This is a genomic window from Pandoraea sp. LA3, assembly GCF_022696215.1.
In the GTDB taxonomy this organism is placed as follows: Bacteria; Pseudomonadota; Gammaproteobacteria; order Burkholderiales; family Burkholderiaceae; genus Pandoraea; species Pandoraea capi.
Genome location: NZ_PTPY01000034.1, coordinates 138203 through 152570 on the forward strand (window position 1 = coordinate 138203; position 14368 = coordinate 152570).

The window sequence follows — 14368 nt, forward strand, 5'->3', positions numbered from 1 at the left end:
AGGGTCAGATTTCCAGTGCGCCGGTCCTGCCGTTCTCGATGACGAAGCGTTTGCTCGTCCGGACGGCGCCACCCGGCTTGTCGGTGAAGTCGATCGTTCGCAGATCGGTCAGAAGTTCGTTGCGCGTTACGGTGCATCGCATATAGCCGCGCTGCTCGCTCTCGAAATAGTTGACGTGGGGATTGTCCGGCATGCCCTGCATCATTGGCCGGGCCAGCGGCTCGGGCCACAAGGCGCTGATCGACGTGCCCACGAGTTCGGTCATCGGCGCGGTGCGCGGATCATCGCCCACGTTGCGCACGACGGACGACACCATGTACGAGTGAATGTCGCCCGACAACGACACCGGGTTGGGCACTCTGGCTGCCACGATCTGATCGAGGATGCGATTGCGTTCGGCCGGATAGCCGTCCCACGATTGCAGGTAACGATACAGCTCGCCATTGTGACGCATGTCGAAGGGCGTCATCTTCACCGTCGAGGCGATCACGTTCCATTGCGCTGTCGTCTTTTGCAGCCGGTCTGCCAGCCAGAGCTCCTGCCCCTTGCCGAGCATCGAGCGCTCGGCGGCTTCGCTCTGCCGACAGGCGCGCTCGTAGACGCCGAAGGCGAACTTGCCGTCGGACTCGGCCGCACACGGGGTCTCCGAGTCGCGGAACTGACGCGTATCGGGCAGGGTGAGACGCATCAGATTGCCGATGTCGTAGCCGCGCTGAATCGGCATGGCGGGCGAGGCCGGCAACGGTGCATAACGCACTGGCTGGAACTCGTACCACGCCTGATAGGCGGCGGCGCGGCGTTTGAGCATGGCGACATCGGTGGTGTTGTCTTCGAGCGCGTCGTGGTTGTCGAGCGTCAGCACGAATGGGAAGCTTTCATGCGCACGTCGCAATGCGGCGTCAGTCTTGTAAAGCGCGTGGCGGCGGCGATAGTCGTCGAGCGTCATCGGCAATGCCTGACGTTCGTGAGCACGCACGCCGCCGCCACGGCTCACGTCGTAAATGTAGTCGCCCACGTGCATCACGAACGACGGATCATCGGCGGCCATGCCGTCATAAGCATCGAAATACCCTTGCTCCCAGTTTTGACACGACACGACATTGAACCGGAAGCGCGCGATGTCGGCCTGCTCGGACGGCAACGTCCGCGTGCGGCCCACGGGGCTGAGTTCACCGCCGCAGCGAAAGGCGTACCAGTATTCGCGATCGGGCGAGAGGCCGCCGACGTCCACGTGCACGGAGTGGCCGTACCTGGGTTGCGCGAGCGCCACGCCGCGTCGCACGACCTTCGTCATGCGGCGATCGGTTGCCACCATCCACTCGACGCTCACCGGCTGCGTGGCGACGGGGCTCGTGTCCGTGGTGTCGCGCGCCAGGCGCGTCCAGAGCACGACGGCGTCCGAGGTCGGATCGCCGCTTGCGACCGAGAACGGAAACGCGGTGCCGTGCGCCAGGGCGCGCGCGCTCGACTGACGAATCACGACCGCCGGTGCGCCCACGAGAAGTCCGGTGCCGGCGAGAAAGGTACGACGCTTCATTGCTGTTTCCCATTACACTGCGAATGCGTCGAAGTATGCATTTCGGATCATGTCATACGTATGACTGACGGATTTTAACCACTAAACCGGAAATTCTGAATTTTCCGCATCGAATGAGCGCAATGAGCGACAAGAAGGAAGCCACACCGGCTCAGCGGCCGACGAGCCGCGACGTCGCCCGTCTGGCCGGGGTCTCCCAGTCCACCGTATCGCTGGTGTTCTCGGGCAAGGCCGAGGGACGTATCACGCCCGAGCGGCGCGACCAGATTCTTCAGGCGGCCCAGACGCTGGGCTATCGACCGAACTCCTCGGCGCGCGGGCTGAAGCTCGGCACGCAGAAGCTGCTGGCACTCGGGGTGCCGAACGTGTCGAACCCGTATTTCGCAGCGGTGCTCAAGTCGATCATCGGCAGCGCGGCCGCCAACGGTTACGCCACGGTGTTGATCAACACGGGCGAATACGGCAACGATCCCGAGCGCCTGCTGCTGAGTCTCGACGCGCATGCGTTCGACGGCATGATTTTCTGGGAGGCGTCGTGGACGGCGCGCGCGCTGGAGATCATGCCGACGTCCGTGGTCGTGGTCGACGGCGATTCCCCTGACGCGGCCGACGTCTTCATTCCGTCCGACGTCATCGTGCGCGAGATGGTCGATCATCTCGCGTCGCTCGGGCACACACGCATTGCCCGCGTGGGCTTCGATCTGGAAGCGAACACGTTTCGCGTGCGCTCGCGGGCGTACCGGGAAGGATTACAGGCGCACGGGCTGACGTACGACGCGCGATGGGAAATCGAGCTGCCCTTCGGCACGACATCGTCGGCCGCCATCGAAGCGGTGCTGTCTCAGGCAGCGCCGCCCACGGCATTCGTCTGCGACGACGACCTGCTCGCGCCGCTGGTGTATCGCGCCGCCACCCGCTGCGGACTGAAGGTCGGTGAATCGGTGTCGGTCGTGGGAGTCGGCGATATCGAGCTGGCGTCGCTGCTGGAGCCACCGCTGACGACCGTAGCGATCCCGACACACTCGCTCGGCGAGTCCGCCGTCGACATCTTCCTGCGCAAACGCGCCGGACAACCGGCATCGGTCAGCACCGTGAAAACGCGCCTGATCCTGCGGGAATCGACCGGCCCCTGCCCGGCCTGAATCGCAGGTCGGAAGTCCCCGTGCAAAGAAAAACCCCCTCGCACATGAACGTTCGAGGGGGTCTCTTTTACAGACGCTTCGCCTGGCGAATGCTGCGCAAGAACGCGCGCGTGCGCTCCTGTTGCGGATCGCCGAAGATCTGCTCCGGCGGCCCCTCCTCGCACACGGCGCCGTCGCACAGGAAGCAGACTTTCGAAGCCACTTCGCGCGCGAAGCCCATCTCGTGCGTCGCCAGCAGCATCGTCATGCCCTCGTGCGCCAGATCGCGCACGATGTTGAGCACTTCCGACACCAGCTCCGGGTCGAGTGCCGACGTGATTTCGTCGAGCAATAGCACCATCGGGTCCATCGCCAGCGCGCGCACAATCGCCACGCGCTGTTGCTGCCCGCCCGACATGCGATCCGGGTACTCGTTGGCCTTGTGCGCGAGGCTGAAGCGTTCGAGCAACGCCATCGCCCTCTCTTCAGCTTCACGCTTCGGTTGCTTGAGCACACGGATCGGCGCCAGCGTCACGTTCTCCAGCACGGTCATGTGCGGAAAAAGGTTGTAGCCCTGGAAGACGATGCCGATGTCGCGGCGCAGCGAGTTGACGTCCACGCCCGGTCCGGTGATGCGATCACCGTGCACGAGGATCTCGCCCGCGTCGATCGATTCCAGCCCGTTGATACAGCGCAACAACGTCGACTTGCCCGAACCGGACGGCCCGATCAGGCACACCACCTGATGCTCCTCCACGGTCATCGCCAGACCGTTGATGACGGAAACGTCCCCGTACGACTTGGCGATATCGCGAATCTCGATGAATGACATGGTCGTTCGCTCCTCAGACGCCGCCGGCGCGCATGCGGGCGCGGTCGCGTTTTGCCATCCGTTCCACGAAACGCACCTGCGGAACCGAGATGATGATGAAGAGAATGGCCACCGTGGTCGCTGCCGACAGGTTGTAGTGGTTCGACGCAATCACCATGGACTGGTTGAACGCATCGATCACCCCAACCACGTTGACCAGCGCCGTGTCCTTCTGCAAGGCGATGAACGCGTTGAGCAGCGGCGGAATGATCTGCCGGATGCCCTGCGGCAGCACCACGAAGCGCAGCGTCTGCGTGTACGACAGGCCGAGCGAGCGCGCCGCCGCCACCTGAGACCAGTGCACGCCCTGAATCCCGGCGCGGTAGATCTCTGCGACGTAGGCGCCGACGGTCAGCGTCAGCGCAATCACGACATACGTGGTGAGCGACAGGTCCTTCAGGATCGGCACGCCGGTGAGCGGCAGACCGAAACCAACCAGATAGATCACCAGCACGGCGGGCATCGCGCGGAAGATGTCGACGTAGGCCGTGGCGATGAAGCGCAGCGGCTTGCCGGCATTGCCGGGTGCGAACATCGCCAGTGCCACGATCAGACCCCAGATCAGCACGAAGACTTCCGCGATCAGGAAGATCTTCACGTTCACCCAGAAGGCAGTGAGCACGAGCGGGAACGTGTTGACGATCAGCGGCACGAGGAAGAACGTCTTCGCCACCGCCAGATTGTTCGCCAGCACAAACTGCAACGCGAGCACCACGATCAGTTGCGCGAGCGTGTAACCCAGCGTGATCCAGCTTTGCACGCTCGCCTCGGATCTGGCCACCCGTGCCGCGACGATGTCGCGACGCGAGGTGGCGCGTCCGAAGTCCCGATAGCGCGCAAAACCACGCGCGAGCGGCACGAGCACGAGCAGCGACGCAAGACCGAGCACGACAGTGCCTACGGGCACCCACCAGCCGTTCAACTGGTTGGCGAGCAGCCCATCACGCAGCGCGGCGATCGTGTAGACACTGCTGGCGACGGCAATCGCCGCCCCCAGCAACGCACACAGGCATAGCACCGTGGGCGCCGACGGCATGCCGCCGATGTTCAGGCGACGCTCCCGGCCCATGCTGCCGAGGATCGCCCCCGGCGCCTTTTGAGTGGATTGGCTCATGGTCGTGGCGACCTCACGGCGTCAGGATCGGCAGCTTGGCGGGATCGGCGCCGAGGCTCGGCACGAGATATTGTGTGGCCAGACGGTCGAACGTGCCGTCCTTCTTCATCTCGGCGATCAGCTTGTTGAACGCGGCGAGGTTCGGCGAGTCCTTGTTGACGAGTCCGCCCCACTGCTCGCTCGTGTCGTAGCGGCCGACGACTTCGAAGCGGCCTTCTGACTTCTTGGCGATGGACAGCACGTTGGGCGTGTCGTACAGCACGGCGTCGACCTGACCGGCGGCGAGCGCGGCGTACATGGCGGCGGCATCGGTGTAGACCTTCGGATGCTCGGCGACCTTCACCTTGTCCGTCAGATACGGCAGGATCGTGGTGCCTTGCTTCACGCCCAGACGCATCTTCTTGATGCTCTCGCGATCGACCTTCGTCCCCGTCTTCACGAGAATGCCCTGATCCGAGTTGAAGTACGGGTCGGTGAAGTTCACGACCTTCTTGCGCTCGTCCGTGATGGTGATTTCGCTCAGCGCGATATCGAAGCCCTTTGCCTGCCCCGTCACCACTTGCGCAAACGAACGATTGACGACGATCACGCGATCCAGACCTGCGCGGTAGGCCATGTTCGCGGCCATGCAGTACTCGAACCCGTCCTTGATGGTGTCGGGCGAGTCGCCGTTCCACCAGCCCGGGGCCGGCAGCACGGGACGCACCGACAGCGCACCCGGCGTGACCGTTTCGAGCTTGATCGAGCCACGCGTGCCGGTGACCTGGCAGTTGCCGTAGTCGGGCGCGGCGGCGGCCGTCGTCGACATCGCGCAGAGGCCGCCCAGCATGAGCGGAATGAGCAGCATGCGCAGCGGGGTCGTCTTGCGGGTTGCGCGTTTCTTGTCTTGCCGTTCGATCGGGTTCATGGGGAAGTCTCTCCTTGCGTCTTGAGTGTGGGGTTCGGGGGCGCGAACGTCAGGGTTAGGGTCAGGCGTCGGGCTCAGGTGGCGAGCTCAGGCAGCGGCTGCGGACAAATTGGCGGGCAGTGCGGCCGCCGGTTGTGCAATGCCGCCGTGCGGCTTGCCGGCACCGACATCGCCCCACAGCACGGCGTGATCCTCCGGCAGGGCGCGCGAGTTGGGCATCGACAGCCACAGACGCATGAGCATGCGGTCCTGCCCCGTCTTCACGTCGTCGACGAAGGCGGTGCGGCCGTGGTACACGATGTGATTGTTGAGCAACTGAATGTCGCCCGGCGCGAAGCGCATCTGGAAGCATTCTTCTTCGGCCAGCGCCATGAGCATCTGAATGGCTTCGTGCTCGGCGTCGCTGAGCTTGCGCACGCCCGGCAGCATCTGCGCGTTCTCAATATAGGTGAGCGAGAAGTGGCTCGTCAGCTTGCCGTCTCGCACGCCGAAAATGGGCAGGTCGTAGGCGACGTGTTCGCCACCGGCTTCTTCGCCGAAGCGGCTGCGCGGAATCGGCTGGCACAGCAGCGCGTGCAGGTCCGGACGGCGCTTGAGCATCTCGTTGTAGACGGTGGCGCTGCTGGCCAGCTTGCTCACGCCGCCTTCGGATGCCTGACGCACGCACAGCAGGCCGACGACATCACAACGATCCGTGTGGAAACGCAGTTGGCCGGGCGACAGCGTGCGGGCGCCCGACGAGAGGAATGGCTTGCCCGAGCTGTCGACCGTCGCGCCATAGAGCTTGGCGCCGACGCCCATGCCTTCGTCCTTGATCTCGCGCATGACTTCGCCGCGGTAGTTCTGGAACATCGGCGTGCCCAGATGCGCGCCCAGCGCGTACCACATGCGGCGGAGTTCTTCCGCGTTGTAGCGGCTCACGTCGAGGCCGCGAATCTTGACCATGCCCGAGCCGTTTTCGAGTTCTTCGCGCACATCGTCGAAAAACGCGCCGGCATCGGGCAACGGGAAGTTCTGACGATTGATGTCGCGCCAGTCGATGTCGCGCGTCAGTGCGATCGCGGCGTCGATCTGCGCCAGCACCTGCGCCGGGAACGTCTTGACCCAACGGTCGTTGTTCGCCATTTCGGCACCGCGCCAGACGGCAGCGCCCTGAAGACTCTTGGACTCGGACATGAAACCCTCCTGATGGATGTTGATTAGTAGTTCGTCCTGTGTTGTATATACATGTAAAGACATTACACCCAGTTTTTCGATTCCGGCAATCAGGGGTTGCGTCGGATCAGGGAAAGTCCTAGCCCTGGAAAACAACACAGCGGCGAGGTGTCCTGGATGTGCTCTACAGCGCAGTGCGGGCGCGCGCAGCGCCTCGCTGGCAGACGACAGGCGAGACAGATGACGGGCCCGAAGCCCCGCGCGGGACTGCCCGAACAGCCGGGTACGCATGACCCCGGTCACATGGACTATACGCGATCAAAAATGAGTCCGTATATTATTTATTATTTTCGTATACGATTTTGGGCGAACGAAAAGCATGAAAAGCGCATAGGAAACGAGGGATGTCGCTCTAAACCTTCCCGCTCAATCGGAAGAACGCCATCACCTCTCGCTGCGTCTGTTCGAGGTGCTTGCGAAGCAGGCGCACGGCCGTTTTCGTGTCGCCAGCAGCGCAGGCGCGGTGAATGGCGATGTGTTCGTCGGTCGAGCGCTGGTGATCGTTGACGGCGGACAGATGGGCGCGAAGAAAGCGTCCCATGCGTTCTTGCGCAGCCTGTGCCGTGGCGACCAGACGCGGGCGATTCGCCGGGGCGTAAAGCGCCTGATGGAACGCCAGGTTAAGATCGCTCCACGACTGCGGCGTATCCGCCTTCGCATAACGCTTGAGCAACTGTTCGGCCAGCGCCAGATCGCTCGGCGCCATGTTCGGCACCGCCAGTTCCAGCGCGCGGCATTCGAGCGCGATGCGCATGTCGAGCATCTCGACGCAGTCGTTGACGGTGAGCGGCGAGACGATGGCGCCGGCATTGCGCTTGAGCGATACCCAACCCTCGGATTGCAGACGCATCAACGCTTCACGCACCGGAATCTTGCTCACGCCGATCTGCGCCGCGATGTCGTCCTGACGAATCGGCGCCCCCTCCGGCAACTCGCCCGAGAGGATCTGCCGGCGAATCGCCTCATAGGCGCGCTCTGCGGTCGAGAGCGATGCGGTATCAGGGCTATCGACGATATCGGCAGTATCGGTGTGGGCGATTCGGGTCACGGAAGCTCGTCAGGCAAAAGGTGGATCAAGGCGAGAATGAAGAACCCGACGATTATACAATTTCAATATTCCGTATACTTTTTCAGGTCGACGCGTTGGACGCGCTTTCCGCCCGGTTCCCCCTGACTTTCCGGCATCCGGCACGCGACATAAAACATCAGACTCCCCCAAACCGCAGTCACCCACATCGACGCCGGGCGTGCTGAAGACCGCCAGCGTCAGGAGGCAGCATGATCTCTTCGTTGCAATCGGCACTCGATAAATTCCCCACCATTTCCCTGATGAGCCAGCCAACGCCCATTGCGCGTCTCACGCGGCTCGAACAGGCGTGTAGCGCGCAGGCGCGCGGCATCCGTATCTTCGTGAAGCGCGACGATCTGGGCGACACCGGCGGAGGCGGCAACAAGCTGCGCAAGCTCTCGTTCCTGCTGGGCGAGGCGCTCGCCACGAACGTCGACACCATCATCGCCATGGGCGGGATGCAGTCGAATCATGCGCGTCTGACGGCAGCCGCCTGCGCACGTCTGGGACTCTCCTGCGAACTGCTGCTCGCAGACATGGTGCCGAAACACGAGACCGACTACCGCGAAAACGGCAACGTTCTGCTCGACCGGATTCTCGGCGCAACGCTGACGTTTCTGCCTGCGGGCAGCGACACGATGGGCATCGCAAACGCGCGAGCGAAAACATTGTCGGCGAGCGGCCGCAAAGCGATGGTCATCCCAACAGGCGGATCGTCGCCGCTGGGCACGCTAGGGTATGTCGGCTGCGCACAGGAAATTCTCGATTACGAAGCCGCGAACGGCATCGAGTTCGGTCACATCGTAGTACCGAACGGCAGCAGTGCCACGCATGCCGGTCTGACGGCCGGTCTTCAGATTGCTGCACGACGCGGCAAGATCGTGCGCGCGTACTCCGTGCTCCATGATCAGCCGACGACGCTCGCCAAAACCGTGCAACTGGTCGAAGACGCACTCGCGTTACTCGGCGCAAGCGACACCCCCTTCGACGCCGCGTCGGACGTCATCGTGGACGGCAACTATCGCGGCGACGGCTACGGCCTGCCGACCACCGCGATGATCGAAGCCGTGCAGCGACTCGCACGCACCGAAGGTCTGCTGCTCGACCCCGTGTATTCAGGCAAAGCCTTCTCCGGCTTGCTCAACGATATCGAGACCGGTCGCTTCGGCACGAATACCGACGTGTTGTTCGTGATGACCGGCGGCACGCCCGGCCTGTTCGCCTACCGAAACACCTTCGCCCCCGACACCGCGAATTGAGCGCCGAGCGCATGGCAAAGGCCGCCTTTGGCGCATGGCATCGGCGGCCGACTACCACGCTTCGCACCACAAAGGTGGTGTGCCGATTGTTCCGTCCATGCAACTTTGAATTTCCGGAGCGCGTATTTTGTGCGGCGCAGCGCGTCGATATGATGAGCGCCACCTGTGGCAGCACGAACGCCGACAGGCACGAGTCAATACGGATTGCCGACATCTTCGTCGGGTGACATTTGCTTTTGGATGAGAACAATCGCCATGCAGCGTTTCAATATTCAGTGGGTTGCACGGGTGCTGATGTCGGCCCTGTTCCTGATCGCCGGGATTCGCAAGATTATGGCCTTCAAGGCTACCGTCGGTTATTTCGCGGCCATCGGCCTGCCGTTCAGTGAAGTCGTCGCCGTGCTGGTCATCCTGATCGAAGCCGGCGGTGCCATCGCCCTGATTCTGGGCTGGCGTCTCAAGCCGCTCGCGCTCGGCCTGGCGATCTACACCGTGGCGACGGCCTTCATCGGACACCGCTTCTGGGCCGCCGACCCGGCGCAGTTCAGCGGCCAGTTGAACAACTTCTTCAAGAACATCGCCATCGCCGGCGGCTTCCTGCTGCTCCTCGCTCAATCGGATTCGTCCAATTCGAAAGCGTAAGTGGCTTTGCTTCGCTGCGACGACTTAACAACGTAACGACGTAACGATCTAACGCCCCGGCGCGACGGCCTCCAACGCCGCGCTCCCAACCCCGACAGGCCCCGGCCTTCGGGGTTTTTCTTTTAAGGGAGTGCTTAACAAAATCGGGACAACGCTGCCATAGAGAATTGTCGAGTTTTGTCGACTTGCCATACCGGCGCGCACGAAGCCGTTACACTCCCGACATCTCGTGAAAACTCCCAAATGTCTGCCCGAATTCTCCTCGTCGAAGACGACGCCCGTCTGTCCGCACTGATTAGCGGTTATCTCCAGAAGCACGGCTATCAGGTCGAGTGCGTGCTCGACGGCGCGCGGGCCGTGCAAACGATTCTGCGGCGGCGTCCCGATCTGGTGATTCTCGACGTCAACCTGCCGGGCAAGGACGGCTTCGAGATCTGCCGCGAAGCCCGCGCGCAGTATCGCGGCATCGTCATCATGGTGACGGCGCGCGACGAGGAATTCGACGAGGTGCTCGGCCTTGAACTCGGTGCCGACGACTACGTCCACAAGCCGGTCGAACCGCGTGTGCTGCTCGCCCGCATCAAGGCGCAATTGCGACGCAACGAGCATCTCGCGCCGAACATTAATCAGCCCGAAAGCCTGCTGCTCGGCAAGTGTCGTATCGATCGCGGTACCCGCTCGGTCACGCTACCAAACGGCAAGCAGCCCGAATTGACGTCGGCCGAATTCGATCTGCTCTGGGCGCTGGCGTGTTCCGCAGGCGAAGTCGTGACGCGTGATGCGCTGGTGCGGCAACTGCGTGGTGTCGAGTTCGACGGGATCGACAGGTCCGTCGACGGCGGTATTTACAAGCTGCGTCGCAAGCTCAACGACGATCCGGCGGCGCCGCAATGCATTCTGACGGTGCGCGGCAAAGGCTACCAACTCAACAAGTCGTGCTGGGACTGACCCGGCGCAACTTCGCTGACGACTTACCTCACGACCTCAATCTCGACCTCATTCACGACCGGCCTCGCCGGCACTGACGATGCAGACCCACAAACTCCAGCCCTATCGCTACTGCCGGCTGCGGTGGCTGCGATTCCGACGATCGTGGACAGACACACGCGCCGACCGGCGGCCAAGCTGGTCGCGCCTGTATGTGCGCACGTACTCGAAGCTGCTTCAGCTCTGTCTGATGGTGCTCGCCGTGCCCGCGCTGCTGCTGTGGATCGTCTTGCCCCAAAGCGCGTGGGAGGGTGCACTGAGCGCGTCGCACTTCGTGGTGCCTTGCGTGCTGAGCACGCTGCTGCTGCCCGCGTTCGTGGCGTATCGCTGGATGCGCCCGGTCTGGCTCGATCTCGTGATGGTGCGCGAGCGCGCCATCGACTTTAGCGGCGGACGTTTTCACACCCGCGCCAAGGAGTCGTACAGCGTGATCATCGGCCCTCTGGCGCGTACGCTCAACGCGCTGGCCGAGCGCATGGAGAAACTGATCGCCACGCAACGCGATCTGACCAACGGCATCTCCCACGAATTGCGCACGCCACTCGCGCGGCTGCGCTTCGCGCTGGAAATTCTGCGTGACCCGACGTCCGAGCCGCACGCATGTCAGCAAGCGTTGGTCGGCATCGATCAGGACGTGACCGAACTCGACGAACTGATCGACATGAGCCTCACCTTCGCACGGCTCGAATACAGCTCGCTCCAGTCGAATCTCGAAGCGACGTCTGTGGCTCACTGGTTCACCAATCAGGTGCGAGACGCGACACTGCTCTATGCCGAACGGGAGATTACGCCCGCGTGTCAGCTCGATGCGTCGTGTCAGGTCGTCATGGACAAACGGCTGATGTCGTATGCAATGCGCAATCTCCTGCGCAATGCCAGTCGTTACGCAAGATCGCGCATCGAGGTCGGCATGGCCTTGCGGCACGGCAACATCGAGATCTACGTCGAAGACGACGGCCCCGGCATCGCGCCGGCCGATCGCGCGAAGATCTTCGACGCCTTCGTGCGACTCGATCGTCGCACTGGCGGCTACGGCCTCGGGCTGGCCATCACCGAGCAGGTCATGCGGGCGCACCACGGCAACGTCGCCGCGACCGACCCCGTGCGCCTCGGTGGTGCGCGCTTCGAAATCCGGTGGCCTGCCGTGACCGCGTCAACCTCTGCGACTTCGCTCCCGGCCTCGCATCCTGACGCGCCCTAACGCGCCCTAACGCCCCCTAATGCTCTCTGACGCGGCCTGACCGGCTGTCGGTCGCCGCGCCATACGCCGGCGTCGCCCGTCAATACGTGCGGCCCAACTGGAAGTAGAGGTTGTTGCGTCCTCCGGGCGCCATCGCGAAACCGACGTAGATCGGACCGAACGAGGTCGTCAGCGCCGTGAAGAGCGTGACGCTGCGCTTGAGCGTACCGCTGCCAAAGGCGTCATCAGCCGACCAGACGTTACCGGCCTCCAGACTCACGCCGACGAACAACCGGCGAATCGGCGAGGCGGTGAACGACGCAATGCGATTCATGTACGTGATGTTGCCGTACGCCATCGAGTTGCCCGCCAACTGGTCGGCCGCATACGCCGACAGATGCTGGAAGCCGCCCAGCGTAAAGCCGAACGGATTCGTCACGTTCACGCCGCCGAAGTTGTTGCCTGCCTCCAGCGTGGCGCTCACGCTGTGCCGCCCGTAGCTCATCGCCACCATGCCCTTGCCATACACCTCCGTGTAGCTGTTGCTGCCCGCAAACAGCGAACGCTCGGCGCGCAACTCGGTGAAGTAACCACGACGCGCGAATTGCGGATCGTCGAGCTGATCGATGACCAACCGGGCGCGCGCGCTCAGTTGTCGTCCGGAGATGTCGGGGAACAGCAGTTGCCGGTACGCGCCCGGATCGTCGTCGTCATCGTCGCCGATAGGCAGGTTGTATTGCGGCACAGCCGTGCCATGCGCATAGGCCACACCGATACGGAAGTCGCCCAGCGTCGAGACCGGGAAACCGATGTCGACCCCGGCGCGCTCGGTCGTCAGCCGGTAGCGGGTGAGTTTGACCTCGACCGAGTCGTCGTACAGATTCGCGTGACGGCGCTGCACGTCGACATATGGCGCAATGTACGCGCCCCACGGATTCGCGAACGGCTGGCGCAACTCCGCGTGCAGTTCCGCGAGGTCGCTGCCGAGCGTGGTGTCCACGCGTGCTTCGAGGCCGCTGCTCGTCAGCCACGGACGACGATAGCCGAGATGCAGACGGAAGCTGCCCTCCTCCTTCGACGTCGCCGACAGCCCCAGCCCGAACAGCAGGAAGTTCGGGCCCCAGCGCTTTTCCTGCGCTGTGATGACGAGTTTGTTCTGTCCGTTCTCGTCGACGAACTGCTGCGTGACGCTCTCGAAATCGTCTTCATTGACGAGCGCGAGAAGGTCCTTGTTGACGACGGCAGGATCGTATACGTCACCCTCCTTCACATGCAGCGCGGCGCGAATCTTCTCAGCCGGCACCACCCCGCGCGAATGGACTTCGACCTTCGCGATGCGCACCGCCGGGCTCTGCATCGTCGAATGCGCGCTGCGCCAGACGGCATATTGCGCCGGGCTCAATTCAAGTTGACGCAGCTTCGGCAGCGCCGCCCGCGCGGCCGCTTCCCCCGCAGCGATCGCCTGCGATGCGTTTTCGAAATCGGTGAAGGTCAGACGCCCCAGATCCGGTTGGATCAGCACGTCGCTCGCGTGCAGTTGTTCGCGCTGGCGAGCGACGTTCTGGCGAATCAGAATGCCGACCATCTGCTGGAAGACATCCGCCGGGGACGACAGCGCATCCAGCGGACGCAGCGGCGAACCGATATCCACGGCGATCACGATGTCCGCCCCCATCGCGCGCGCCGTTTCCACCGGCAGGTTGCTGACGATGCCACCGTCGACGAGCGTACGGCCGCCGACATCGACCGGCGAGAAAAGACCGGGTAACGCCATGCTCGCGCGGATGGCTTGCGGCAACGAACCGTGATCGAGCACCACCATCTGTCCCGTCTGCAAATCGGCTGCTATCGCGCGAAACGGCACGGGAAGCTTGTCGAACGACACCGAGCCACCGATGGCCGGCGTCCACTCCTGCAACAGCGCCTGAAGCTTGTTGCCGTGGACCAGACCCGACGGAAGCTGGAATCCGTTACGTCCGAAACCGAGGGAAAAGCTGTCGACGTAGTAGCGTTCGTCTTCGCGTTGCGATTGGGGTAAATCGCTGCGATCGGTGACGTCGAACGCAATGTCCGCGAGATTCACATGCTCCAGCCGGGCACGCATCTCCTCGGCACTGAGCCCGCTGGCGTAAAGCCCGCCGACGACCGCGCCCATGCTGGTCGCCGCAACGCAATCCACCGGGATGTGATTCTCTTCGAGCACCTTGAGCACGCCGAGATGCGCGTAGCCGCGTGCACCGCCACCGGACAGCACCAGGCCGACGGAGGGACGGCCGGGAGCGCCGCCTTGCACGCGGCAAACGGTGCTGCCAGCAGGCGCTGACACGGAGGCAGAGCCCGAACCCGCTGACGTAGCTTGCGATGCAGGCGCAGCCCAAGCCGAGACGGGGACAGCGGAGGTGGCGAGCGCCGGGGCGACGTTGGCACCTTGCCCCGCCGATACGCCCGACGCAGCTTTTGCTATCG

Annotated in this window: 12 protein-coding genes; 5 read left to right on the forward strand and 7 right to left on the reverse strand. The window is 63.5% G+C overall.

What is annotated here, in order from left to right:
- Positions 1 to 4: 4 nt before the first annotated feature.
- Positions 5 to 1537, reverse strand: coding sequence for an alkaline phosphatase D family protein (locus tag C5N93_RS14840; protein WP_242559864.1), 1533 nt, complete (start codon positions 1535 to 1537; stop codon positions 5 to 7).
- A 122-nt stretch (positions 1538 to 1659) separates the two neighbouring features.
- On the opposite strand from C5N93_RS14840, the gene C5N93_RS14845 reads away from it, so the two are divergent.
- Positions 1660 to 2679, forward strand: coding sequence for a LacI family DNA-binding transcriptional regulator (locus tag C5N93_RS14845; protein ID WP_242559865.1), 1020 nt, complete (start codon positions 1660 to 1662; stop codon positions 2677 to 2679).
- Positions 2680 to 2746: 67 nt separating this feature from the next.
- On the opposite strand, the gene C5N93_RS14850 is transcribed toward C5N93_RS14845, so the two are convergent.
- The 5 genes from C5N93_RS14850 to C5N93_RS28450 form a co-directional block, all read right to left on the reverse strand.
- Positions 2747 to 3490, reverse strand: a complete 744-nt coding sequence (locus C5N93_RS14850) for an amino acid ABC transporter ATP-binding protein (protein ID WP_039402185.1) — start codon at positions 3488 to 3490, stop codon at positions 2747 to 2749.
- Between the two features lie 13 nt (positions 3491 to 3503).
- Positions 3504 to 4643, reverse strand: a complete 1140-nt coding sequence (locus C5N93_RS14855; RefSeq protein WP_242559866.1) for an amino acid ABC transporter permease — start codon at positions 4641 to 4643, stop codon at positions 3504 to 3506.
- A gap of 13 nt (positions 4644 to 4656) precedes the next feature.
- Positions 4657 to 5550, reverse strand: a complete 894-nt coding sequence (locus C5N93_RS14860; RefSeq protein WP_240493403.1) for an ABC transporter substrate-binding protein — start codon at positions 5548 to 5550, stop codon at positions 4657 to 4659.
- A gap of 87 nt (positions 5551 to 5637) precedes the next feature.
- Positions 5638 to 6726 carry a TauD/TfdA family dioxygenase gene (locus C5N93_RS14865; RefSeq protein ID WP_242559867.1) on the reverse strand — a complete coding sequence of 363 codons (1089 nt, stop codon included), beginning with the start codon at positions 6724 to 6726 and terminating at the stop codon, positions 5638 to 5640.
- 391 nt (positions 6727 to 7117) lie between these two features.
- Positions 7118 to 7813 (reverse strand): GntR family transcriptional regulator, encoded by a 696-nt coding sequence (locus C5N93_RS28450; protein WP_240493404.1) that lies wholly within the window; start codon positions 7811 to 7813, stop codon positions 7118 to 7120.
- A 230-nt stretch (positions 7814 to 8043) separates the two neighbouring features.
- Here C5N93_RS28450 and C5N93_RS14875 point away from each other — a divergent pair, with 230 nt between their 5' ends.
- From C5N93_RS14875 to C5N93_RS14890, 4 genes are all read left to right on the forward strand, one after another.
- A complete protein-coding gene (locus tag C5N93_RS14875; RefSeq protein ID WP_242559868.1) occupies positions 8044 to 9093 on the forward strand; it encodes a D-cysteine desulfhydrase family protein in 1050 nt (349 codons plus the stop codon).
- A 255-nt stretch (positions 9094 to 9348) separates the two neighbouring features.
- Complete coding sequence (locus tag C5N93_RS14880) at positions 9349 to 9735, forward strand: DoxX family protein (protein ID WP_242559869.1); 387 nt, start codon at positions 9349 to 9351, stop codon at positions 9733 to 9735.
- Positions 9736 to 9978: 243 nt separating this feature from the next.
- Positions 9979 to 10683: a response regulator gene (locus C5N93_RS14885; RefSeq protein WP_069340263.1), complete on the forward strand. Its 705-nt coding sequence runs from the start codon at positions 9979 to 9981 to the stop codon at positions 10681 to 10683.
- 79 nt (positions 10684 to 10762) lie between these two features.
- Positions 10763 to 11923 (forward strand): ATP-binding protein, encoded by a 1161-nt coding sequence (locus tag C5N93_RS14890; RefSeq protein ID WP_242559870.1) that lies wholly within the window; start codon positions 10763 to 10765, stop codon positions 11921 to 11923.
- Between the two features lie 79 nt (positions 11924 to 12002).
- Here C5N93_RS14890 and C5N93_RS14895 read toward each other — a convergent pair whose 3' ends face one another.
- A complete protein-coding gene (locus C5N93_RS14895; protein WP_242559871.1) occupies positions 12003 to 14228 on the reverse strand; it encodes a patatin-like phospholipase family protein in 2226 nt (741 codons plus the stop codon).
- Between the last annotated feature and the right edge of the window lie 140 nt (positions 14229 to 14368).

What these genes read in the sequence shown, in the direction of transcription:
- C5N93_RS14845 (WP_242559865.1), top strand. Translation starts at nt 1,660, where the DNA reads ATGAGCGACAAGAAGGAAGCCACACCGGCTCAGCGGCCGACGAGCCGC.
- C5N93_RS14860 (WP_240493403.1), bottom strand. Translation starts at nt 5,550, where the DNA reads ATGAACCCGATCGAACGGCAAGACAAGAAACGCGCAACCCGCAAGACG.
- C5N93_RS14850 (WP_039402185.1), bottom strand. Translation starts at nt 3,490, where the DNA reads ATGTCATTCATCGAGATTCGCGATATCGCCAAGTCGTACGGGGACGTT.
- C5N93_RS14840 (WP_242559864.1), bottom strand. Translation starts at nt 1,537, where the DNA reads ATGAAGCGTCGTACCTTTCTCGCCGGCACCGGACTTCTCGTGGGCGCA.
- C5N93_RS14885 (WP_069340263.1), top strand. Translation starts at nt 9,979, where the DNA reads ATGTCTGCCCGAATTCTCCTCGTCGAAGACGACGCCCGTCTGTCCGCA.
- C5N93_RS14875 (WP_242559868.1), top strand. Translation starts at nt 8,044, where the DNA reads ATGATCTCTTCGTTGCAATCGGCACTCGATAAATTCCCCACCATTTCC.
- C5N93_RS14865 (WP_242559867.1), bottom strand. Translation starts at nt 6,726, where the DNA reads ATGTCCGAGTCCAAGAGTCTTCAGGGCGCTGCCGTCTGGCGCGGTGCC.
- C5N93_RS14890 (WP_242559870.1), top strand. Translation starts at nt 10,763, where the DNA reads ATGCAGACCCACAAACTCCAGCCCTATCGCTACTGCCGGCTGCGGTGG.
- C5N93_RS14855 (WP_242559866.1), bottom strand. Translation starts at nt 4,643, where the DNA reads ATGAGCCAATCCACTCAAAAGGCGCCGGGGGCGATCCTCGGCAGCATG.
- C5N93_RS14880 (WP_242559869.1), top strand. Translation starts at nt 9,349, where the DNA reads ATGCAGCGTTTCAATATTCAGTGGGTTGCACGGGTGCTGATGTCGGCC.